The organism is Petroclostridium xylanilyticum (assembly GCF_002252565.1).
Taxonomy (GTDB): domain Bacteria; phylum Bacillota; class Clostridia; order SK-Y3; family SK-Y3; genus Petroclostridium; species Petroclostridium xylanilyticum.
On sequence record NZ_NPML01000007.1, the window covers coordinates 61,417 to 86,006 of the forward strand.

Here is a 24,590-nt window from a genome sequence, read left to right on the forward strand (position 1 = left end):
ACATTTCAAATAATTATATTATCATATTTTTTCACACAATAAAACATTTATATTCTTATTAGGTGCATATTTTTTAGTTGATGAATATTATTCATTTTATTATCCTCGAATATTTCCTGGGAATTAAGAAAATTCAAGATTTTATGACATTTCTTATCAAACTTTAATGAATTCTTGTCGTATATTATATCATAAAAATAGGATATGTTTTCACATATCCATCAATCAAGTCTCCTTGCCAGGCCTTTTCTTAATAGTTCTTTTACCAGGCTTTCACATTTGTCTTCCAGGTCAGTTGTCCCTGTATCTACGTCTTTATCAAAGAATCTCATCATAAGATATTCCACATCATTTGCATATTCAAATATCGAAATATCTTCATTTACCACATTATCATTTTTCATTTGCCTGACGATATCTACATAATCTCCCCTATATTCTGAGCCATTCATTTCAATCCTCATAAAATCACCTCAAAAGGTATTTTACCCCTTTAGAGCAAATATTATAAAAGAATCTCCGATAGATTGCCCTATAAAAATCAAAAACTTCATATAGCATTATATCAAAAAATAATATATTATTATTATATAGTTCACAGTTAACAGCTCTCAGTTCACAGTAGTAAACGATTTAATAGCCTTTACTGTGAACCGTGAACTGTGAACTTATTGACTTTATCTGCCATGTAAAATCATTATCAGTAAGTATATATATATTTTATCATTTATAAATCAAAGAGAAAAGGAAGAATGATTATGCAGCAAAGAAACCGGGTATGGGAAATAGATTTTATACGAGGTATTGCCATTATTCTGATGACCATATTTCATTTAATAGTCGACCTAAAAGACTTTTACGCTTATAAAATTGAATATCTAAGCGGATTCTGGTATTATGAAGGAAAACTATCCGCAATTCTGTTTATGCTTGTTTCGGGGATAAGCTGTACTTTTAGTAAAAATAATATCAAGCGGGGGCTTAAAGTTTTTTCATTTGGCATGCTCCTGACACTTACTACGTATTTTTATGATCCGGAAACATATATCCGATTTGGAATTCTGCATTTTTTAGGTGCCAGCATGATTTTATATGATTTCATTAAAAATCTGAATAATAAAGTATTAATAGCTATCAGTATTTTATTTATTCTGGTAGGAAACATTTTTTCCAATATGCTGGTAGATTCCCCGTATCTATTTCCAATCGGGCTAATAAATAAAAACTTTGCTTCTTTAGATTATTATCCTTTATTCCCCTGGTTTGGAATATTTGCTGCAGGAATTTTAATTGGAAAAACAGTATATAAAAACCGTAAAAGTATTTTTCCTTTTAATTTTAAACATGACTTCATTTCTCTTCTGGGTAAACACTCGCTGCCTATTTATTTAATACACCAACCTGCGCTTTTGGCAATTTTATTTGTTATTCATAAATATATTTTAAAATAAGACTGCTCTCATAGCATGAAAAATTGCGTAGTAAGACCTATTCAATGAACCTTTCAAAAAGTTATTTTGCATTGCACTTTTAGAATTTTATTATAGCCAAAATCCTTTTTTTGTAATGCACAGGGCTCTATTTTACCACAGGAAGCCTTAATTTTGTCTCATATATTCCACCATGATAAATCTTTTGAAAGGCTACCAGAGACTCTGTATCTTCAAAGAAGTTATTTCCTGTATTAGGATTAGGGAATATATAGTTTTCCGCCCCTGAAGTTATCTGAAGTCTTATTTTATGGCCTTTTTTAAAGGTATTTGCTATTTTCGATGTCTTGATTACATATTTTTCAATCTTACCTGGTTCCAAAAGAACCATCTTATCAAATCCCTGTCTAAACTTAGCTCTTAGAACTCCATCACACAGTCTTATAGAGTTTCCGTCCTCGTCTACGTCAGTAAGCCTCACCACCCAATCGGTATCTTTGGCTGAGCTGCTTGCATAAAATTCTACATACACATCTCCGGCTATACTAACATCCTCTGTCAAGGCATCCGACGTATAAACTAGTACATCCTTTCTTTTTTCCATATCTGTATAGTTTTCCGGCACGCCTATCTCATTTTCTGACATGTCAATAATATGAGGTGCTGGATCGGCAGGGTCAAAATTATAGCTGTCTACGCCTACTTCATTAACTTTTTCAAATACTATCCTTCCATCTCCTGATGAAGTGTTGGCATTTCCCCCGCTTGTAATATACATATCTGTCAAGCTGCTATTCTCCGGAGGCCAAGTATTACAGCCTACCCACTTATTGTCACCTACTGCATAATACTCTACGGGACTTCCCTTATCTACGCTATTGTCGATTCCCTTCAGGTGCCTGTCAAACCATAATTGGTACAAATAGTCTATATCATCCCTCACACAGTTATTTCCAAATGAGACCTTGTGTATCTCTCTTAGACTGTTGGCATTGTGCATCCATGGTCCAAGTATTATCTTTTTATCTGACTTTGCATAGCTTTCTACTACTTGACAGGCCTCAGTTGTTCCCATTCCATTATCATCATACCATCCTGATATTATCATAGCCGGAGCTTTTATTTTGTGTTTCAGCCTATACCAGCTTGACTTTTCCCAAAACTCATCCTGTACTTCATGGGATGACCATTCTGTCCAGAACTCAACATCTCTTCCAAATACTCTCTTTGGAATATCTTTAATAGGCCTTATCTTCATTATCTCGTTCCAATCGTCCCTCACCATGTTTTCAAGGTTAACCTTTTTATCTATCATGGCAAAGGCCCATGCCATTGTACCGGATACTAAGGTTCCTCCCTTTCTGGGTATGTCCAGAAAAGGACTTCCTGCTGTCACTATGCTTACCATTGCCTTTAAATGTTCATTCCCGCTAGCTGCTGCCGCCCACTGGACGTAACCCAGATAGGATGCTCCTATAGTTCCAACACTTCCATCCGACCACTCCTGAGCTGCAATCCAGTTCAAGGTATCGTCTCCGTCCTCTACTTCATAATGCATAGGCAGCCATTTGCCCTCCGAGTCTTCACGTCCTCTGGTGTCTTGAATAACCAATGCATATCCTCTCATAACATATCTAAAATGTTCATGAAGCCTTCTATTTCTTCCATAGCATGTTCTTATAAGTACTGCTGGTACTTTACCCTTAACTCCCTTGGGAAGCCATACCTCAGTCGCAAGCTTTACTTTATCTCTCATTTCAACCATAAAGACTCCCTTGTAATCAACAAGGTACTCTGGCTTTGAAACTATACCTTCAGTCCAGTATTTTACCGGTGTGTAGCTTTCATACCCTTCTTTTACTAGTACTGATACCATTTCTCTGGATATTGCTATGAATCCTTTTATATCTCCATCAAGAACCAATACATCAATTGGATGTATCCCATTTCTCCTTGCCCATATTCCTTCCTTTTCGCCATACTTTTCATACACATCTCCCCAGGAAGTCACAACCTTGTTATCATCAGTTTTAAAAATCCTTTTATACTCAGGAAGGTTTTTCCCTATAAATATGGGATTTATTAAGTAATCTCCTTTGTATCTATTGCCCTCTTCAGCAGACATGGTTCTTTTTTCCCCAAATGACCCTGTTACCACGTCTTTTTCTGAATAATACACTTCACTTCCACCTAAGTAAATATCCGATATATGTATCCCCGAATAATAAAGTTTAAACCTTTCCAATCTGCTCACTCCTTATAAAATTTAGTCCTGCATAGATACATAGCCGAATACTCACTTTTAAAGCTGAGTATTCGGCTATTTTGCATATCTGATTAAAAATTGAACTACATGCCTATTATGCCTTTAATAAGGTATCCAATAGTTATGCCAACATAATTACCTACAGCGTTTCCTATTATACCTAAAACAACTGCGATACTAATAAGTGATTCCCATTTTCCGCTTGCAGCCATCAGGGCTGCTGTAGTACCGTCTGCAATTGATGCCATTATTGAAATACCCACATACTGATACTTAATCTTTGCAAGTCTGCATAGCAGTAAATGTAAAGCCAGGGAGCCCAATATAACTATTGTACAGTATATTGAAATAGTTATAGTTGAACTGAAAAACTGTCTTATATCTACCATAAATCCAATAATAACGAGGAAGAATAACGCTACATATAGTCCAAGGTCCATTTTACCTCTAAGATTCCTAACTACTTTAAATTGTGCCACTATAATTGAAATTGTAGTTATTAATATTATTTTCATCACACTTGTAAGGTCTGCGGGAAAGAGTTGTGCTAAAGCTGTTGAAGCAAATACGATGGCAAAACCTATTCCAAGTAACCACGCTATATCGTTTATGCTCCATTCCTTAGCCTGCATAAAGTCATGGCCACCTTCAAGCTCAAGCTCTTCATCAGTTAGCTTATAAGGCCATACCTTGTTAAACCACTTGGAGTTTTTCATAAATGCAGGAGCTGACATCAGAAGTACAAGGCTTGGAATACCAACTACATAGTCAGCAGCATTTGCTGCAGCAAAAGTCTCCGGCGAAGCTTGAAGAGCAGTTCCTATAGCTGTAAGGTTTGAGCTGCCTCCTGTGTATGTACCCACGAACATACCTGCTACCTTCCACCCTTCCGGAATCTGTCCTGCCATAAATATTCCACCAACTAGTGCGGCTATAGAAACGCTTACAACTGCAAAAAACATTGCTAGAAGCGGTTGCTTTGAAAGCTTCAACATACCGCTAAGATCCACACCTAAAAGCATAATAGCTATTGATAGCGGTATTGCATATTCAAACATAACTCCGTACACATCTGCCCAGGTTGGTACTATCTTAAAATTAGATAGTATAATACCTATAACTATAACTATAATTGCAGGTCCAAAAGAAGTAAAAGGTTTGTGCTTGCTAAGATAAAGTCCAATGCTTATTGTCATGAACATTACGGCCAATAAGCTTATCGTTGAATTCAACATCGGTTCCATAATATAAATCCTCCAATCGACTTAAGTTTTCTCTACATGTTTACATCTACTCCAATACCAGGCTTATCGGAAAGTGTCATCGTTCCACCCTCTATATCAAATCCACCACTGATTCCTTCACATTCCTGGCAAACCATAAATCCATCCAGGTCTGCATCTAATATATTCTTCTTAGAAGCTACAAAATGAGCCCCTGCTGCTATACCTATTCTGCTTTCAAGCATGCAGCCTACCATACATGTTAAGCCTGCAGCCTGGGCAATTGCATTTATCTGTTCAGCCTTATATATTCCACCTGATTTCATAAGCTTGATATTGATGATGTCCGCTGCTTCCTTCTTTACGACTTTCATAGCATCTACAGGTGAGAATACGCTTTCATCCACCATTACCTTAACATTAACCTTGCTCCGTATATGAGCGGTTCCATCTATGTCCCAGTACGGTCTAGGCTGCTCTACAGCTTGCACGCCATATTTTTCAACAGCTTTCATAACCATAACTGCATCTGCTACGGTCCATCCCTGGTTTGCGTCCATTCTAATCTTAATACTGCTACCTACCGCTTCTCTTATTAGTCTGACTGTTTCTATATCCTTTTCAGGGTTAATTCCGGCTTTTACTTTAAGTATTTTAAAGCCACTATCTACTTTTTCCTTTGCTGCTTGAGCCATTTCCTTTGGTTCAGCTATTGATAATGTTATATCTGTCTCCACTTGATTTGAAAAACCGCCTAGAACCTTATAAAGCGGTGCGTTCATAACCTTGCCTTTGATATCGAATAAAGCTATGTCAATACCGGCTTTTGCAGATGTATTGTTTGTTATGTATCTATCCATAACATGGTGAATAGCCTCAATATTCAGCGGATCCATACCTATTATCTGCTTGGCAATAGCCTTTATCACAAAAGCTACTGTATCAACACTTTCACCGGTTACAAACTCAATAGGCGAGCTCTCCCCAATTCCACTTACCCCTTCATCAGTAGTGATTTTAACAATAACTGTATCATAGTGTTCAATCACTCCCAGAGATACTTTAAACGGCTTATATAATTTAAGCTGGAGCTTTTCCACTTCAATATCAGTAATTTTCATAACCTACCCCCAAAAAATTATGTTAATAATATACCTATACATAGGGTTTTTAACTATTTATTAAATAATTTTAGTTATTATTAAGTACATTATAGGGGCATATTCAAATCTTGTCAATATAAAATTTAATAAATAATCATTTTTTTAATTATTTATTAAATATAATCCAAAAAGGACTGCCTCAGAATGTACTTTAAACCTTTCGCTTAAAGTGCACTCTGGGACAGTCCTTTACAATTATTCTCGGTTACTTTTGCTAATATAAAGCAGGGCATATGGTGCTTATCCCTACTGCTTTTTCTTTGCTAGGATTAAACAATCTATGGTATGAGTTTTCTCTTATATATAAACTATCTCCTTCATTTAAAACGTATTTACTATCTCCAACACTTACTTCAATTGTTCCTTTTAAGACCAGTATGCATTCATCTGAGGTATGGATCAAGGATTCCTCACTGCTCCAGCTTTCGGGTTCCAACTCGAAATATATTATGTCCATCTTTGTTTTTGATGATATATCTGCAATTGGCGTTATAAACTCATATATAATGCTACTGTTAGGAAGGCCCAGCCTTTTTCTTTGATTCGCCTTAATTAATACATGGTCTTTAACTTCATCTGCCAGAAAGTAGTGCACTGAAACACCAAAAGCATTTGAAATTTTCCTTAGTGCGGATAAAGAAGGATCAATTAGCTCTCTTTCAATCTGCGAGAGATAACTGGCTGTAAACTGTGTTTTCTCGGCTAGCTCATTTAAAGTCATCCCATTTCGCTGACGTAGTTCTCTAATTTTTGAGCCTAACATTTTTTACCTCCCTATGTAGTTTATTGAAGAATATATTAATCCATAATTGCTTATGCATCTATATTATAACACAATGTTTATAGACTTGTATAAATAGTTAATTTTTATTATTTATAATAAATTATATTCAAAATCATATTTACAGCAAACAACCGCTCAACTGTTATCAGCTATGAAGAGTAAATTTTTTTTATAATGCCCTTCTAAGCTAAAATTGAATAACTATAATCTGTTTACAAAGTGTCATAACCGGCTCACATGCATATAAACTATCAGCAACAATACAAACAAGTAATCTTTTAAAATCCTGCTTTAGCCGTTTGGCCAACCGATAAAAGGCTTTCCTTTCACAATCCTGTTTGCCTGCATCTTCATCCTCATTTTCAATGAATTCTGTTGCTATACTGAATACAAAATCACCTGCAATTAATTTTGCTTCTAATACGTTATGATAGTAAATGATCTTTTCTTCACCAGTTTTCTCATCTTTTCTTACTCGCTTAAGACAATGTTCACAATGTCGTAAAACATCTTCTGCATTAAGTTTTATTTTCCGCCGCTTCTGTCCATTTGATTAATCTTTACAGTCACAATATAATAATACCCCGCTGGCGGACCTACTCAATAAGTGATCTCCCTTATTCTTAGTTATATCTATAAACAAGATAGCTTCCAGCTATCTTATTTAAGTTTCAGATTCTAATACTACTATATACAGCAACATATAATAATAGCAAAGATGTATTAATACGTCCTAATCCTCAAAATGTAGAATTTCCTCCACCGGCTTCCTTGGCCAATGCTCTTCATTTTCCAAATATGTGATTCAATCATCTCAAACTTAATGAACTGAAAGCGGTCTAGGTAAGATTCCCTAGCTTCTTTCCATGTTATTACAATTCATCCCTATCTCGGCACATTTCCTGATAAAATACCTGTTTATCATATATTTAGCATACAATTTCCACTTATTTACTTAATAAGATCCATTCCTATTTTAATAAATAAAATCGCTAAAACACCTATGAATGCCGGACGTATAACTTTAGCCCCGTTTTTTATAGCTAAGCCTGAACCTACCCAGTGTCCCAGAATACAGCACAATGCAGCAGGAATACCAACTATAAACATTACCTTTCCATTCATTAAAAACGTTATCACTGCCGCAATATTGGAAGACAAATTAACAATTTTTGCATTTCCTGAAGCTGTTGTAAGGCTAAAACCCATATAAGGCATCTCAAAACTCTATGTCAAAATATTAGAATATTATTCACCTTTTTTATAGAGGAATATGTATTAATAGCGATATACAGATATGTAAATTGAATTCAGGTTTATATACAGCAAAAAACGCCCGATTTCGGACGTTTTTCACATATTTTAAGCGAGCAAGTCTATAAGCCGAGTTCTGTATTCGATAGTCATCTATCTAGACCATACATTACTGCATGGCTCAAGCCACCTACCCGGGAGAACGTCGGGCCAACTTAACTCTCCCCTATACGGTGTTGCTCCAGGTGGGGTTTACATAGCAGACTAGTCGCCTAGCCGCTGGTGAGCTCTTACCTCACCTTTCCACCCTTACCATTTGGTATACAAATGGCGGTATATCTCTGTTGCACTTTCCTTGGAGTCGCCTCCACCGGGTGTTACCCGGCACCCTGCCCTATGGAGCTCGGACTTTCCTCATGTGCGGCCTTTCGGCACTGCACACGCGACTATCTGACTTACTCGTTTTATATTCATTTTTAGCTCATTTTTTGAGCGCAGAAAATATGTTAACATGTTTTAAACCAATTGTCAAATGTAATTTTATTCCTTTTCATACTATTCTAAAAATACCCTGATTTGATTGAGCCGAAAAAATTTTAATACCTTTATTTTGGTATGTATCATTTAAATAATTCATTAAAAATGGAACAACAATATTTTCAGTTTCATAATGTCCGGCATCAATTAAATTGAGTCCGTTCTGCTGTGCAAATTGCGCTTCGTGATATTTAACATCCCCAGTGATATATACATCAGCTTTTTGTTTTACACAGGCAGATATAAAATCCGCCCCACTTCCTGTACAAATTGCAACCTTAGATATAATACTTTTTTCATTTCCTATATATTTTATGTATTCAATATTTAACGTGTTTTTTACGAGTTTGATAAACTCACTGAAAGTCATTTCATTTTCCAAAGTCCCTATTCTTCCTATGCCAACAGCCTCTCCTTCAATTTCAAGAGGGTAAATGTCATATGCAACTTCTTCATACGGATGCACTTCAAGCATAGCTTTTATCACTTTACCCACTTTGTCTTGCGGTACAATTGTTTCAAGTCGGTATTCTTCGGCTTTTTCTACTTGCCCTTGCTTTCCGATAAAGGGGTTAGTACCTTCAAGGGGTTTAAAAGTTCCGGTTCCTTTAGTCATAAACGTGCAATGGCTGTAGTCCCCGATCCATCCTGCCCCTTCTTTTGCCATTGCTTCTCTTACTGCATCTTGATATCCGTCAGGTATAAAAACTACAATTTTTTTTAATTGTACGTTTTTTAATGCTTTGAGCACCTTAACATTATTGAGCTGCAATCTTGATGCAAGAACGTCATTTAAGCCGCCTTTAGCAATATCTAAATTGGTATGTGCAGCATATACCGAAATATCATTCTTTATTAGGTTGCAAACCATCTGTCCTGTATAATCGTCCATGGTTATCTTTTTCAATGGCTTAAAAATTATTGGATGATGTGCAATAATTAAATCAATCTTTTTTTCAACAGCTTCTTTGACTACTTCTAAAGTTACATCAAGTGTAACCATGATATTCTTGATTTCCTTTTGATAATCGCCAATTAATAACCCTACATTATCCCAGGACTCTGCCAAATTTAGAGGTGCCAGCTTTTCAATTTTCTCTATAATTTCTCTGCATTTTACCATTGTCTGCACTCCTTATCCAATCAAGCAGTTTATGCTTTCATATTCCTTTAATCTTATCTGACAATCTGCAAGCCGTGTTAATGCGTTTTCAGAATGATTATTTTGCAGTTGTTTAATAATTTTTTTCATTTCATTTATTTTTATTGCCAGTAATTTTTTCAAAAGAGGGTCCTTCTTCTCAATAAGCTTCTTGCCGATATAATGGTAAATTTCTTTTTCTATTTTTTCTTTTCCATGTTCGGCTACAATTACATTATATATCTTGTCCCCTTCTGAAGCTAATTCTTCATCAACTATTTTATAACCATTTTCTGAAAGCCATATCCTTACTTCCTCATGTCCAATCATAGGTTGAAGGATCAATTTGTTAACATTTCTAAGAACAGGTTCAGATACTGACAGAATTTCAGTAATGAGCACCCCACCCATTCCTGCAATAATAATAGTATCAACTTCTCCGCTTTCTACTTTTTCCAAACCGTTACCCAGCCTGACATCTATTTTATGCATTAATCCATATTTTTTTATATTAGCAGCGGCCTTTTCTACCGGTCCCTTTCTAATATCAGAAGCAATCACATATTCAGCAATGCCTTTGCTTATAAGATATATAGGAATATACGCATGATCAGTACCAATATCAGCTACCCTTGCACCCACCGGAACTTTATTGGCAATAAGCTGAAGCCGTGGAGAAAGCTTAAGTAACGAAGAAGTGTATTGATCTTTTAATAAGTTATCCTGTATTCTCAATTCTCCATTCTCCATTCCCGATTTTATGTATTAAATTTACCTATATGATGCTCCTTACCCTTCACAAGGCATGTAAAATATTTAGTGTTGTTTATCTAAAAAAGCCAGATAATGAACCTCACGTCCAATACCTGGCTTATGCTAATTCTATATTGGTGGGCCTTCAGGGACTCGAACCCCGGACCAACCGGTTATGAGCCGGTTGCTCTAACCAACTGAGCTAAAGGCCCAAAAAAATAATGGCTCCTCAAGTAGGACTCGAACCTACGACCCTGCGGTTAACAGCCGCATGCTCTACCGACTGAGCTATTGAGGAACATCCCAATAAATATTATACAATCATATTAAATGTTTTGCAATATCAAAGTAAAATTTTTTTATTTATTTTCCATTTCCGGTATTATTATTGTGCAACGCACTATCCATTGGTTCACCTTTATACTTAATCAATAATTCCCTTAACTGACTTGCTTGTTCAGCTTCTCGTTCAGCAAACTTTTTAAATACCGAACTTATTTCACCTTCTTTTATTCTTTTTGAATACATTTCAAAATCTCTTACTGCTTCCTGGGTATTAAGCCATGCTCTTTCAAGGCAATCAATAGCATCCATTGCAACATCACCTCCTAATATTTTTATTTTATACATCTTTGGCTGTTTTATACCATTACATACAAGAAGATTAAAAGGCTCGATTGACAGTTAGGTCAATCGAGCCTTTTAATCCAGATAATCTTTTAGTTTTTTACTTCTACTAGGATGTCTCAACTTCCTTAGTGCTTTTGCTTCAATCTGTCTAATTCTTTCCCGGGTAACGTTAAACTCTTTTCCCACTTCTTCAAGTGTTCTTGCTCTACCATCATCCAATCCAAATCTCAACCTTAATACTTTTTCTTCTCTAGGGGTAAGTGTATCTAAAACATCTATAAGCTGTTCTTTTAATAGTGTAAATGATGCTGCTTCAGCAGGTGCAGGAGCATCATCGTCGGGTATAAAGTCTCCTAAATGGCTGTCTTCTTCTTCCCCTATAGGCGTCTCCAAAGATACAGGTTCTTGTGCTATCTTCATGATCTCTCTGACTTTATCAATAGACATCCCCATTTCTTTAGCAATTTCTTCAGGCTGCGGTTCCCGGCCAAGCTCCTGCAGCAATTGCCTGGAAACACGTATTAATTTGTTGATGGTTTCTACCATATGAACCGGAATTCTGATAGTCCTTGCCTGGTCGGCAATTGCCCTGGTAATCGCCTGGCGTATCCACCAGGTTGCATAAGTACTAAACTTATATCCTTTTTTATAATCAAATTTTTCTACAGCCTTAATCAGCCCTAAATTCCCCTCCTGAATCAAATCAAGAAACAACATTCCGCGTCCAACATATCGTTTAGCAATACTTACAACAAGCCTTAAGTTTGCTTCAGCTAAACGCCTCTTCGCTTCCTGATCTCCTTTTTCCATTCTCTGGGCTAACTCAATTTCTTCCTCAGGAGTAAGTAGAGGGACTTTCCCAATTTCTTTCAGGTACATTCTTACCGGGTCATCTATGCTTATCCCTTCAGGAATACTTAAATCCAGATCTTCTTCAGTAATCTGAATGTCTTCCAACTCCTGCTCTATATCTCCAACAATTTCAATACCCATATTTTCAATCGTTTCATAAACTTTCTCTATTTGATCTGGATCCAGTTCAATTTCCTCAAGGGTATCCATTATTTCTTTATAGGTAAGCATTCCCTTGCTTTTTCCTCTATCTACCAACTCTTTGATGATAGCTTTTTTGCTTTCAGTTGATTTCATTTACTGTTGTCCCTCCTTCCAGTTCATGATTATTTTTGTTTGTATTCTATTAATAACGTATGTAATTTTTCAACATTCCCTTCTTTTAGACTTATCTTAATTTTTTGCATATTTTTTTCTTTATTTATCGTTTCAATAAGTTCAACTGCGGCTTTAAGATTGTCTTCAAAATTTGGTTCTATTTGAAATATAGAAGTAGCTGTTTTAATTTCCTCACCTTCAAATCTGGAGACTATTTGAGCAGGGTCAACTGCTTCATCTTTTTCTCTTAATGCGTATATAATTGTTGCAATCTTTACATGCAGGTCGTCAGAAAAATCGTCGGGCCTTATTAATTCCCTAACCTTATTAAATACAAACTTGTCATAACATAATACATTGATTAGCATCCTTTCAGCATTTATTAATCTTGTGTTTACAATATTATTTTCACTGCTGTTTTTTACTATTGCTACAGGCTCTGGCACTATTTCCCTGGTATTTTTCAAACTTTTATTGCCCTTGTCAGCATTTTTAGATATTATCTTTTTTATTTCTGCCAAAATAGCCTGGCTGCTAATCTTTGTTTCTTCAGAAATCTTTTGTATATAAGCATCTCTTTCAACTGCATTATCAATTTTTGCAAATATATTCGCCAGTTCAGTTACAAAATCAACTTTTTGTACGATGTCATTAATATCGTATTTTGCTTTTAATAAATTTATTTTATACTCAATAAGGCTTTTTGACTCTCTAATTGCTTTTTCAAATTTCTCTGCACCTTTGGCCCTTATAAATTCATCGGGATCTTTGCCCTCACTCAGTGATAAAATTTTCACTCTACATCCTTCTTCTGTAAGAATATCCATTCCTCTTAAAGTAGCTGCCTGTCCTGCAGCATCAGAATCATAAGCAATAATGGCCTCCTGACAAAATTTTTTGATCAATTTTGCCTGTTCATGCGTAAAGGCCGTCCCTAATGAAGCTACGGTATTTATTATTCCATTTTGGTGAAGAGATATAACATCCATATATCCTTCTACAATAATTAATTCATTTTTATTTGCATTTTTCGCAAAATTAAGTCCATAAAGAGTCCGGCTTTTGTTAAACACAACAGTTTCAGGGGAATTTAAATACTTGGGAAGAGAATCATCTAATACTCTACCTCCAAACCCTATAACATTTCCCCTTAAATCTATAATCGGAAACATAATTCTATTTCTAAACCTGTCATAATAAGTGTTTTTATTTTTGTTCTCAATAATCAATCCCGCATCAAGAATGTCCTGTATTGCATATCCCTTTCCTTTTAGATATTGAATAAGGGCATCCCATGAATCCGGGGCATATCCTAATCCGAAGCTTGTGGCAGTTTTTGGATTGATCATCCGCTTTCTCAAATATTTTCTTCCATTTTCTCCTTCTTGAGAATGTAAACATCTATAAAAAAATCTTGCAGCTTCAGTATTAATTTTTAAAATAAGCTGCTTTTTCTCAAACCTTTTAGCCTCATCGCCGCGATAGTCTCCTTCAGGAAGCCTGATTTTAGCTCTTTCTGCAAGTAGCTTTATCGCTTCGATAAAATCTATCCTTTCAATGGACATTATAAACTGGACGACTGTGCCTCCAGCTCCGCATCCGAAACAATAATATAACTGCTTATCTGGCGAAACGGTAAACGAAGGAGTTTTCTCTTTATGGAACGGACACAGACCTGTAAATCTATTTCCTACCCTTTTTAATTTTACATATTCTGATACAATATCTACTATATCATTAGCAGCTCTTACTTCCTGTATAACTTCCTCAGGATAAAATTGAGCCATTAGAAATCTCCTTACACCTTTATATTTATATTGATAAAATAAAATTGCTCATTAATGTTATATAAATTTCATCCGACTTATTTTATTCGACATAAGCTTTAAAATTCCTTCTTTTTTGTTAAATATATTTGCTAAAATAAAAACTATTTTTATATATATTGTTTACCTATGATATTCTAAGTTAAACAACAGTAGTTTCCATCCGACTAATCGCTATTAAATAGTTATAGCCATATTTTACATTTTTATGCACATTATGCTTTTCTCCAGGAAGCAGGGATAAATATCTCATAAAATTTATGAATTGCGTACCTATCTGTCATACCCGCTATATAATCGCATACAACTCTATGTATATCTGAGTTTTCCAGGCAAACCTGCAACTCATCCGGCAGACTTTCCGGGTGTTTAACAAAATAATTATATAATTCGCTTACTATATTTTGTGCTTTTTGCTCTTCTTTTTTTGCAATAGAGCCAATATAAACATTATCAAACATAAACTTGCGTAAATCCATAGTAGCCTGATATACATCCTTACTCATGCTAAGCATATCTTTACTTGCACTTTCATATATAATATCTGAAATCATCGTATTAATCCTCTCTGCATGGGTTTTACCCAGGATTTCCAAACAATGCTTTGGTATGCTTTCTTTAGCGATGACCCCTCCCCGGATCGCATCATCAATGTCATGATTAATATAAGCAATCCTGTCAGCATACTTTATAATTTGTCCTTCTAGGGTCATAGCCTTATTTTCTCCTGTATGATTTACAATACCATCTCTTACTTCTGCGGTTAAATTGATTCCCTTGCCATTTTCTAAAACATCTACAACTCTTAAGCTTTGCTCATAGTGCTTAAAGCCATAGGGACAAATACTATCTAATACAAATTCACCCGCATGACCAAAAGGGGTATGCCCCAAATCATGGCCTAAGGCAATTGCTTCCGTCAGGTCTTCATTCAATCTCAAAGCTCTTGCTATCGTCCGGGCAATTTGTGCAACTTCTAAAGTATGGGTAAGCCTCGTTCTGTAGTGGTCGCCTTCAGGAGTAATAAATACTTGTGTCTTATGTTTTAACCTTCTAAAAGATTTTGAATGAATGATTCTATCCCTATCTCTTTGAAAATCGGTTCTTATCTCACATTTGCGTTCCGGCCTGGCTCTACCTTTGCTCTTTGAACTCAGTTGTGCATGGGGGGATAGTATTTGTTCCTCAATATACTCTGTGTGTTCGCGAATATTCATATAGGCTCACCACCTTTAAAGTTTTCTACTTAAATATATACTACAAAAATAAAAGATTTCCTTCTTTTTTATATTTATTTATTCTATATATTTACTGACGTGTCAAGGGCAGATGTCGAGGGGACGGAGTTGTTGACATAAGCTTATGTCAACAACTCCGTCCCCTCGACATCTCCGGCGCGTGGCGGTTAAAAAGAAAAAGCCTGGCATAAAGCCAAGCTTTCCCCTATTTCAGCAAATTATTTTTGTCCTAAATCTTTTGTTCCCTTCATTTCATTTACTCTTGCCTGTGCAGCAGCCAATCTCGCAATTGGTACTCTGAATGGTGAACAGGACACATAGTTCAATCCTGCGTTATGGCAGAATTCTACGGAAGAAGGATCTCCACCATGCTCACCGCAGATACCCAACTTGATATCCGGTCTTGTCTTTTTACCAAGTTCAACTGCCATTTTAACCAGCTTACCAACACCGGTTTGGTCAAGTTTTGCAAATGGATCGGATTCAAAAATCTTCTTATCATAGTAGTCATTTAAGAATTTACCTGCATCGTCTCTTGAGAACCCGAATGTCATCTGGGTTAAGTCATTGGTACCAAAAGAGAAGAATTCTGCTTCAGTAGCTATTTCATCTGCTGTTACAGCAGCTCTTGGCACTTCAATCATTGTACCCACTTTATACTCAAGATTTACCCCAGCTTCTTTAATAATAGCATCTGCAGTCTTTACTACTACATCTTTTACGTATTTTAATTCTTTAACTTCTCCTACAAGAGGAATCATAATTTCAGGAACAACATTCATTCCTTCTTTATTTACGTTAATTGCAGCTTCTATAATAGCTCTTGCTTGCATTTCCGCAATTTCAGGATAAGTTACTGCAAGACGGCACCCTCTGTGTCCAAGCATTGGGTTAAACTCTTGCAGACTTTCTACTGTTTCTTTCAATTCTTCAAAGCTTAGTCCCATTTCTTGTGCTAACGCTTTGATATCCTCATCAGCATGTGGCAAGAATTCATGTAATGGTGGATCCAGTAATCTGATGGTTACAGGGAATCCTTTCATCGCTTTGAATATACCTTCAAAATCGCCTCTTTGCATTGGAAGAAGTTTAGCAAGAGCTTTTCTTCTCTGTTCTTCGGTCTTAGCAACAATCATTTCTCTTACTGCAGGAATTCTATCTTCTTCAAAGAACATATGCTCTGTACGGCAAAGTCCGATACCTTCTGCTCCGAATTTAACAGCCGTTTCAGCATCTTTAGGTGTATCTGCATTTGTTCTAACCTTTAAGGTTCTGATTTCATCAGCCCATGCCATGAAAGTAGCAAAATCACCGGTTAGTTGTGCTTCTATAGTAGGTACCGCTTCACCATATACATTACCGGTGCTGCCATCTAAAGAGATATAGTCGCCTTCATTATATCTGTTACCGTCTTTAGCAATAAAATATTTTTCTTCTTCGTTTATCTTAATATCTCCACATCCGGCTACACAGCAGGTACCCATACCTCTTGCAACAACTGCTGCGTGAGAAGTCATACCACCTCTTGCGGTTAAAATACCTTGTGATACCGCCATACCTTCGATATCTTCAGGCGAAGTTTCCAATCTTACAAGTATAACCTTATTGCCGGCTTTTGCAGCTGCAACAGCTTCTTCTGCAGTAAAGTAAACCTTACCGGCAGCAGCTCCGGGAGAAGCAGGAAGACCTTTCGCAATAACTTTGGCAGCTTTCAAAGCCTTTGGTTCAAAGGTTGGGTGTAATAATGCATCCAACTGCTTTGGATCAACCTTTAATACAGCTTCTTCTTTTGTAATCATTCCTTCACTTACAAGGTCAACTGCAATCTTCAATGCAGCAGCAGCAGTCCTCTTACCATTTCTGGTCTGGAGCATGTACAGTTTACCTCTTTCAATGGTAAACTCCATATCCTGCATATCTCTGTAGTGTTTTTCAAGTTTTTCAGCAATTGCAACAAATTGATTGTAAACTTCAGGCATAATTTCTGCTAACTGGGAAATAGATTGTGGTGTTCTAATACCTGCAACAACGTCTTCACCCTGCGCATTCATCAAGAACTCTCCATAAAGCTTCTTTTCACCAGTAGATGGGTTTCTGGTAAATGCAACACCGGTACCGGAATCGTTACCCATGTTACCAAATACCATTGCCTGTACGTTAACTGCGGTACCCCAGTCACTTGGAATATCATTCATTCTTCTATATACAATTGCTCTTGGGTTATCCCATGAACGGAAAACAGCCTTCACAGCTTCAATTAATTGCTGTTTTGGCTCTTGCGGGAAATCAAAGCCTTTTTCTTCTTTAAATAACTTCTTAAATCTTACAACCAGCTCTTTTAAATCGTTAGCATCCAGTTCGGTGTCTAAATGAACACCTTTTTCTTCTTTCATAATGTCGATTAATTTTTCAAATTTTGGCTTTGGAACTTCCATTACGACATCAGAGAACATTTGAATGAATCTTCTGTAGCTGTCATATGCAAATCTTTCATTATTTGTAAGCTTTGCAAGACCTTCTACAACCTCATCATTCAAACCGAGGTTAAGAATTGTGTCCATCATACCAGGCATGGAAGCTCTAGCACCGGATCTAACTGATACTAGGAAAGGATTATTTACATCACCAAATTTTTTACCTACAATTTTTTCTGTTTCAGCTAATTTTTCTTCGATTTGCGCCAGGATATCATCACCAATAACCTTTCCATCCTGATAATATCTTGTGCAGGCTTCAGTGGTTACTGTAAAGCCTTGTGGTACAGGAAAACCCAGCTTCGTCATTTCCGCAAGGTTAGCACCTTTACCACCTAGTAAATTTCTCATGCTTGCGTCACCTTCGCTAAAAAGGTAAACATATTTTTTGCTCATTAATTCTTCTACCTCCTATGTACTTTATATATATGTTTTTATATGTAAGTTGTAATAACAACTTATTAGCATATTGCGGCTATTATTATATCACAAATTAAAATTTTTTCATCATATTTTTATTAATTTTATTAAAAAATTTTCTCACAAATCTTTTTTAACCTTCTTTTATAATGAGCGAAGTTTAAAATTCAATATTTCCTTAATACAAACTTCGCGAATTTCATCGATAGCTACATTCATTTGTTTTTGATTTTTATATTGGTTATCGATATAATTAGTGCCCATATTTTGTCGTCGTTATTATATTTTCTAAATATTTTAATGTTTTAAACTCCTTCCCTATGTGGGTAAGGAGAAAGTCCTTAGTAATAGCGTCAAGCTCATCCTGAACCTTGGGTGATACTTCAAAGGAGAAAATTTTATTTAGCTCGCTATATAATATATAACGCATTGCATAAAGTGCACCTTCACTTAACATAAGGCTATTCCTACTTTTAAGTTTCGGCAGGCAGTTCGTGCAAACAAGGCCCCCGGCTGCACTATTAAAATACATCTTCTGTTCATTACTCCCACAGTTTGTACAAACGATCAGGTTTGGTGCATACCCGATAATACTCATTAACCTTAACTCATAAATTATTTTCAAAAGTCTAGGTTCTTTGTTTGTTGCAGAAAGCATATGCAGCGTATTTAATAATAATTTCAACAGATTGTTGTTTGCATATCCTTCATCAATCGCTTCAGACGCCAGTTCTACAAAATAGGTGGCATAAGATAGCTTTTCGATACTGTTTCTGATGTTATAAAAATTTTCAATCACTTCACTTTGGCTCACTCTGTATAATTCTTTTCCTTTATATAAAATAAAATCTCCATAGCATAAAAATTGCGTTCCAGCAATTAATCTGCTTCTAGGACTCCTCGCTCCCCTGGCAGAAGCCTGGACCTTTCCTTTGCCGCGTGCAAATAAAGTGATAATTTTATCAGCTTCTCCTACATTTGTTTCCTTTATTACCAATGCTTGTGTTCTTAATATGCTCACTATCAATCCTTCCTTTTAACAGCTACGATTAGTATTCTCGGCACAAATAATGATGAAAATGTGCTTGATTGCTCAGGGCTGCGACATGGGGACGGTTCCTCAGTCGCATGAAAAGCGCATTCGACAGACGAACCGTCCCCATGTCGCAGACGAACCGTCCCCATGTCGCAGCCTGGCAGATAAAGTCAATAAGTTCACGGTTCACGGTAAAAGCTATTAAATCGTTTACTACTGTGAACCGAGAGCTGTTAACTGTGAACTATATAATATAAAAACGGGACATAAAACGTCCCGGTTTATTATTACGTATCTGTAGGTGTATTGTCATGTATAGACTCTTGAATGTTATTTGCAGATATAATTCCATTACAATTTATCTTTTCCATTTCTTTATAAAATAAATAGGCATCGATATTACCCGTCTTCTCAAAAGCATTCCACATAAAGTTTTGTAACATATTCTCTAAGTCCCCCTCATTTAGGAATTATGTAATATTAGGGTATCCTTAAAGATATTTTAATATACAAGGAATTAATTTTATAAAATTACATAAATTTCACAATTTTTATTGGTATCCAAAATTTTTAATATAGAATTCTTTGTTTCTCCAATCATCCTTTACCTTTACCCATAATTCAAGAAAAACTTTTGAGCCAAACAAATTTTCAATGTCCATTCTTGCAAGACTGCCTATTTTCTTTAGCATTTCTCCGTTCTTTCCAATTATTATACCTTTATGGGAATCTTTCTCGCAATATATATTTGCCATTATTTCTATAATATTCTTGTTTTCTTTATTTTTAATTGATATAACTTCAACAGCTATCCCATGGGGTACTTCTTTTTCCAAAAGATGTAGAATCTTTTCTCGAATGATCTCGGAAACAATTTGTCTTTCCGGTTGATCAGTAACCATATCTTCCGGGAAAAATTTAGGCCCGACAGGAAGGACTTTTCTGATTTCCCCTTTTATTATATGAATACCATCGCTGTTAAGTGCGGACACAGGAATAATAGAATGAAAATTAAATAAATTACTGTATTCATTGATTAACAATAGTATTGAATCTTTTTTGACTAAATCCACCTTATTAATTATCAAAATAACAGGAGTATTAATTTTTTTTAACTCTTGTATTATTTCCAGTTCCCCCTGTCTTGGCGGTTTATCTGCTTCCACAACAAAAAGGACTACATCCACTTCTTTCAAAGTTTGCTCGGCTACCTTCACCATATACTCACCAAGCTTATTCTTTGGCGTATGTATTCCGGGGGTATCCATAAATATCATCTGGTAATTATCTTCTGTAAGAATTGCTAATATCTTGTTTCTGGTAGTCTGAGGCTTATCAGACATAATTGCAATTTTTTCTCCTACCATACTATTCAGCAGGGTAGATTTTCCTACATTAGGTCTTCCAATGATTGCTATAAAACCTGATTTAAATTCTTGAACCATTCTTAACTGCCTCCCTTGTTATACAAATCTTCTTTATAAAATGCATGGGGTAATAAGTCATCCAATGAACAGATTTTTATATTTCCGTTGCCATCACCCAGTATAACTTTAATTGAAGGAGAGAATTCTGCAATAACCTGCCTGCAAATGCCGCATGGAAATGTGAACCCATCATTATCCCCCCGTACTGCTATTGCTTCAAATTCTTTCTCACCCTCGGAAACAGCCTTGTACACTGCGGTCCGCTCAGCACAGCAAGTTGCCCCGTAAGTAGCATTTTCAACGTTACATCCCGTAAAAACTTTCCCGCTTTTTGTAAGCAAGGCTGCACCTACTCTAAATTTTGAATAAGGTGAATAGGAATTATTTCGTGCATCTGAAGCTAATTGTAATAATTTTCTTTCATCCATATAACTGTCACTCCTCTTGAGACTCGATTTCTAACTTCTAAAGTTTTAATAAACTAAAAAGAAATAGTGTTACAGCAACTCCAAGTGCCGCTCCCAGAGTCACCTGCAATCCACTATGGATTTTACCTTCCACCCTGCTTTGCGCAACCATTAAACTTAACAGCAAAGATAATGTAATAATAATTGGACTTTCTGTAATAAAACAGATGCTGGCCGTAATTGCAAAAGCTAAAGCAGAATGCCCGCTTATCACTCCTCCACGCAGCGGAGTACCCTTTCCGAAATAAGCCTTTATGATAAAGATAAGAATTAACACAATTAATAGTGAAATAAATGCTACATGTAAAGGCGTTTCTCTAATTTTTGAAAACAAACCAGTTAAAGAACTTATAACTCTAGGCTTGCTAAAAAACAAGATATAGGCAACAATAACAGCATTTACAGCTGAAATCAATACCGCTCCTGCAGCTACATCTTTTGCTATTTTAGCAAGAGGATGGTAAGAACTTACAGTAATATCGACAACCTTTTCTATTGCTGTATTGACCATTTCAGTTACTATAACAATGACAATCGTAAAAAGCAGAATAAGCAATTCTATTTTTGAAAAATTATAAAAAAGACTTAGAAATAGTACTATTAGTGCCGCTGCATAATGAATTTTTAAATTTCTTTGAGTTTTTATGCTGTATATTATTCCATTTATGGCATAGTTAAAGCTGTCAAAAATATTTCTGCTTTTCATGGCCTGCCTCCATGCTATTCTCTGACCAAGCCTATTTTCTGTAATATCTGCTCCTCTTTATAACGCATAACCTTAGCTTTTGAGGGCTCTTCATGGTCATAACCAAGTAAATGAAGCATCGAATGTGCAGTTAAAAAACCTACTTCTCTTTCAAAAGAATGTCCATACTCCTGGGCTTGCTCCTTTGCTTTTTCAAGTGAAATCACTATGTCACCAAGAAGAAGTACATCTTCATCATAGTTATAATCACCTATATGATGTTCATGCATAACCCTGTACTCCTCATCGAATTCCAACATTGGAAAGGAAAGTACATCCGTTACTGAATCCTTATCCCTAAATTCTTTATTTATTTCTCTAATCTGTTCATTATTCACTAAAGTTACACTTATCTCAACGGCCTTATTAAAGCGCTCATACTCAAGTGCGTGAATAATTGTATCACGAATCAAATTTTCCAAATCACTATCTACTAATACACAATTTTGATTATTTTCAATAATTATCTCCACTTTGTTCAAAATTAACCATCTCCTACCTCTACAATAACGACATCTTCATCCTTCACGTTTGCTTCAGGATATTTTATTCTTTCATGAAAGAACCCGCTTAATACCTTTAAAAAGGCTTTTGCAATCGTATCAATGTCTTTTAGGGTTAAATCACACATATCGAGCTGTCCATCATCTAATTTATCTTTAATGATCTTCCTGACCATACCTTCAATTTTCCCTTCAGTCCGTTCAGCCATAGATCTAACGGCAGCTTCAACGCAGTCAGCCAACATGACGACCGCAGCCTCCTTTGTCTGGGGTTTTGGCCCTTCATATCTGAAATCCTCAGGATTTACCAATTCTACACTTTCACCTTTTTTAGCCTTATGATAAAAATAGGCAACCAGCGTAGTGCCGTGGTGCTGCTCTATAATTTCTCTTATAACCAAAGGAATTTTGTTTGCTTTTGCCAGTTCCTCCCCATCTTTAGTGTGAGAAGTAATTATCAGGGTACTCAAATTTGCTGTCATCCGGTCATGCGGATTATCATTAAATTGGTTCTCTTTAAAGAAATAAGGTCTTTTTAATTTACCTATATCATGGTAGTAAGCAGCAACCCTTGCCAGCAATGCATTACCCCCAATGGCCTCTGTAGCTGCTTCCGCAAGATTTCCCACCATCAAACTATGGTGGTAGGTTCCCGGAGCTTCCAGCAACAACCTTTTGAGCAAAGGCTGGTTAGGGTTTGACAACTCTAATAATTTTAACGGAGTAATAATATTAAACGTTGCTTCCCAAAAAGGCAATGTACCAATCGTTATAACAATGGACAAAAGCCCGTTCAATATTCCCTTCAACCCTTCATGCAATACAGCTTTCAATTCATTGGCACTTAGCAGGCCAAAACTGATAATAAGCAACGCATTTACCAGGCTTATTGCAACTCCTGCTAAAAACAATTTATTTCTTTGGTAGGTTTTTGTTACGGCAAAAGCTGCAAAAGTTCCGCTTAATAAAGTGATGCATATAAAAATAGTATCTCCTTTTGTTAGCAAACCTATTAAAATGCTAAGAACAAAATTTACAAGTATCGCCAGTTTAGTATCCAACAATATGGCTATAAGCATAGTTGCAGCAGAAACAGGGATTATATATGCAGGAAGCTGTTTAAAGCTTAAAGGAATTACCAAAGTCAACATAAAAATTAATCCAAGTAAAATCAAACTGCTCCTATCATTAAGAATTTTAGGGTTAAAATAATAAAGGTATCCGATAATAATTAAAAATAATAACTTGGTTATAAAAATTATTCCTATAATATACCGGTAGTCTAAAATCTTCTGGTTATCCTTAATTAACCCAAGCTCATCCAGCATTTGTATATGTTCCGGTTTAACTCTTTCACCGTTGCCTATTATTTTTTCTCCCTTTTTATACTCCTTTGCTTCAACACTATCTCGCGCCTCCTGTTTCATCCGTAAGGTCTTTTGTTCATCTATTACTTTGTTGGGTTCCAACACATTAGCCAGAATACTGTAGCTTAAGTCCCGTAATTCCTGGCTGAATTCTATCTTCTGAATCAGTTCTTTTGCATCGTTTAATGACTTGTCAAGAGAATCCTGTTCAACACCAATGTCCATAATTTGCGTATGTGCATTCAGCACTGCAATTTGCAATTGGGCAAGTTCATTGTCACTCATTTTAATGCAGGTTGCAAGTTTTTCATCGTTTAATTGAATTGTCGACAATTCCTTTAATTTACTGACTTTAGCTTCAAGATTGATGTCGTTCATCCCTCTTACCAGATGAACATCCGACAAGAACTCATAAATTTTTCTCTGTGACCGCCTGGTTACATCAGCATCAAAATCATATTGTGGAGCAACCTTACTTTCCGCTTCATTTCTTAACCTTTCGGTAGTAAGCTTGTCCACAATATCTCTTGGTGCAAAGATATCCACCGGGCTTGGATCATCAACTTTTAAATCATACTTCGTTGGGGCTGTCCCATTGATTAGGATGAAGAGCGTAATGATGAAACACACGATTCCAATTAAGATTCTATGCACTAGAATAGAATCCCGCAGACCAAGCCTCACTTTTGGATTAAGCTTTTTTAATGCCATTATCCTTAACCCCCTTAATTATATC

Annotated in this window: 21 protein-coding genes, 2 tRNA genes and 1 other RNA gene; 1 reads left to right on the forward strand and 23 read right to left on the reverse strand. The window is 36.0% G+C overall.

All coding sequences use genetic code 11. The features are described 5' to 3' along the window. Positions 1-221 precede the first annotated feature (221 nt). Positions 222-464, reverse strand: coding sequence for a hypothetical protein (locus tag CIB29_RS03535; protein WP_094546836.1), 243 nt, complete (start codon positions 462-464; stop codon positions 222-224). Between the two features lie 294 nt (positions 465-758). Between CIB29_RS03535 and CIB29_RS03540 the strand changes: the two genes are divergently transcribed. Beyond that, a complete protein-coding gene (locus CIB29_RS03540; RefSeq protein ID WP_198543735.1) occupies positions 759-1,451 on the forward strand; it encodes a heparan-alpha-glucosaminide N-acetyltransferase in 693 nt (230 codons plus the stop codon). A gap of 127 nt (positions 1,452-1,578) precedes the next feature. Here the strand turns inward: CIB29_RS03540 and CIB29_RS03545 are convergent, their stop codons facing one another. The 22 genes from CIB29_RS03545 to CIB29_RS03650 all read right to left on the reverse strand — a co-directional run bounded on the left by CIB29_RS03545 (position 1,579) and on the right by CIB29_RS03650 (position 24,565). Beyond that, positions 1,579-3,675: a CocE/NonD family hydrolase gene (locus tag CIB29_RS03545; RefSeq protein WP_094546840.1), complete on the reverse strand. Its 2,097-nt coding sequence runs from the start codon at positions 3,673-3,675 to the stop codon at positions 1,579-1,581. Between the two features lie 104 nt (positions 3,676-3,779). Beyond that, positions 3,780-4,940: a DUF819 family protein gene (locus CIB29_RS03550; RefSeq protein WP_094546842.1), complete on the reverse strand. Its 1,161-nt coding sequence runs from the start codon at positions 4,938-4,940 to the stop codon at positions 3,780-3,782. Positions 4,941-4,972: 32 nt separating this feature from the next. After that, a complete protein-coding gene (locus CIB29_RS03555; protein WP_094546844.1) occupies positions 4,973-6,040 on the reverse strand; it encodes a mandelate racemase/muconate lactonizing enzyme family protein in 1,068 nt (355 codons plus the stop codon). A 256-nt stretch (positions 6,041-6,296) separates the two neighbouring features. After that, positions 6,297-6,845, reverse strand: coding sequence for a helix-turn-helix domain-containing protein (locus tag CIB29_RS03560; RefSeq protein ID WP_094546846.1), 549 nt, complete (start codon positions 6,843-6,845; stop codon positions 6,297-6,299). 972 nt (positions 6,846-7,817) lie between these two features. Beyond that, positions 7,818-8,075, reverse strand: a complete 258-nt coding sequence (locus tag CIB29_RS03565; protein WP_198543736.1) for a TSUP family transporter — start codon at positions 8,073-8,075, stop codon at positions 7,818-7,820. 154 nt (positions 8,076-8,229) lie between these two features. Next, positions 8,230-8,582, reverse strand: an RNA gene (gene rnpB, locus CIB29_RS03570) — RNase P RNA component class A. Positions 8,583-8,670: 88 nt separating this feature from the next. Continuing rightward, complete coding sequence (locus CIB29_RS03575; protein WP_094546850.1) at positions 8,671-9,780, reverse strand: Nif3-like dinuclear metal center hexameric protein; 1,110 nt, start codon at positions 9,778-9,780, stop codon at positions 8,671-8,673. 12 nt (positions 9,781-9,792) lie between these two features. Beyond that, positions 9,793-10,533: a tRNA (adenine(22)-N(1))-methyltransferase gene (locus CIB29_RS03580; protein WP_157910194.1), complete on the reverse strand. Its 741-nt coding sequence runs from the start codon at positions 10,531-10,533 to the stop codon at positions 9,793-9,795. Positions 10,534-10,686: 153 nt separating this feature from the next. Next, positions 10,687-10,763 (reverse strand) — tRNA-Ile (locus CIB29_RS03585). 10 nt (positions 10,764-10,773) lie between these two features. Continuing rightward, positions 10,774-10,849, reverse strand: a tRNA-Asn gene (locus CIB29_RS03590). 65 nt (positions 10,850-10,914) lie between these two features. Then, positions 10,915-11,145 carry a hypothetical protein gene (locus tag CIB29_RS03595; protein ID WP_094546854.1) on the reverse strand — a complete coding sequence of 77 codons (231 nt, stop codon included), beginning with the start codon at positions 11,143-11,145 and terminating at the stop codon, positions 10,915-10,917. 108 nt (positions 11,146-11,253) lie between these two features. Then, a complete protein-coding gene (rpoD, locus tag CIB29_RS03600) occupies positions 11,254-12,330 on the reverse strand; it encodes an RNA polymerase sigma factor RpoD (protein WP_094546856.1) in 1,077 nt (358 codons plus the stop codon). A 29-nt stretch (positions 12,331-12,359) separates the two neighbouring features. After that, on the reverse strand, positions 12,360-14,138 hold the full coding sequence (gene dnaG / locus CIB29_RS03605) for a DNA primase (RefSeq protein WP_094546858.1): 1,779 nt from the start codon (positions 14,136-14,138) through the stop codon (positions 12,360-12,362). 254 nt (positions 14,139-14,392) lie between these two features. Next, a complete protein-coding gene (locus tag CIB29_RS03610; RefSeq protein WP_094546860.1) occupies positions 14,393-15,394 on the reverse strand; it encodes a deoxyguanosinetriphosphate triphosphohydrolase in 1,002 nt (333 codons plus the stop codon). Positions 15,395-15,633: 239 nt separating this feature from the next. Then, positions 15,634-18,285: a pyruvate, phosphate dikinase gene (gene ppdK / locus CIB29_RS03615; RefSeq protein ID WP_094546862.1), complete on the reverse strand. Its 2,652-nt coding sequence runs from the start codon at positions 18,283-18,285 to the stop codon at positions 15,634-15,636. Positions 18,286-18,562: 277 nt separating this feature from the next. Next, entirely contained in the window at positions 18,563-19,330 is a 768-nt protein-coding gene (recO, locus tag CIB29_RS03620; RefSeq protein WP_157910195.1) for a DNA repair protein RecO, read from the reverse strand. A 302-nt stretch (positions 19,331-19,632) separates the two neighbouring features. After that, positions 19,633-19,788 carry a YqzL family protein gene (locus CIB29_RS03625; RefSeq protein ID WP_094546866.1) on the reverse strand — a complete coding sequence of 52 codons (156 nt, stop codon included), beginning with the start codon at positions 19,786-19,788 and terminating at the stop codon, positions 19,633-19,635. A 108-nt stretch (positions 19,789-19,896) separates the two neighbouring features. Continuing rightward, complete coding sequence (gene era, locus CIB29_RS03630; protein ID WP_094546868.1) at positions 19,897-20,790, reverse strand: GTPase Era; 894 nt, start codon at positions 20,788-20,790, stop codon at positions 19,897-19,899. A 2-nt stretch (positions 20,791-20,792) separates the two neighbouring features. Then, on the reverse strand, positions 20,793-21,200 hold the full coding sequence (gene cdd, locus CIB29_RS03635) for a cytidine deaminase (protein ID WP_094546870.1): 408 nt from the start codon (positions 21,198-21,200) through the stop codon (positions 20,793-20,795). A gap of 37 nt (positions 21,201-21,237) precedes the next feature. Beyond that, positions 21,238-21,945: a diacylglycerol kinase gene (locus CIB29_RS03640; RefSeq protein ID WP_094546872.1), complete on the reverse strand. Its 708-nt coding sequence runs from the start codon at positions 21,943-21,945 to the stop codon at positions 21,238-21,240. A 14-nt stretch (positions 21,946-21,959) separates the two neighbouring features. Further along, entirely contained in the window at positions 21,960-22,457 is a 498-nt protein-coding gene (gene ybeY / locus CIB29_RS03645) for an rRNA maturation RNase YbeY (RefSeq protein ID WP_423241288.1), read from the reverse strand. An 11-nt stretch (positions 22,458-22,468) separates the two neighbouring features. Next, positions 22,469-24,565, reverse strand: coding sequence for an HD family phosphohydrolase (locus tag CIB29_RS03650; RefSeq protein ID WP_094546876.1), 2,097 nt, complete (start codon positions 24,563-24,565; stop codon positions 22,469-22,471). Positions 24,566-24,590 lie beyond the last annotated feature (25 nt).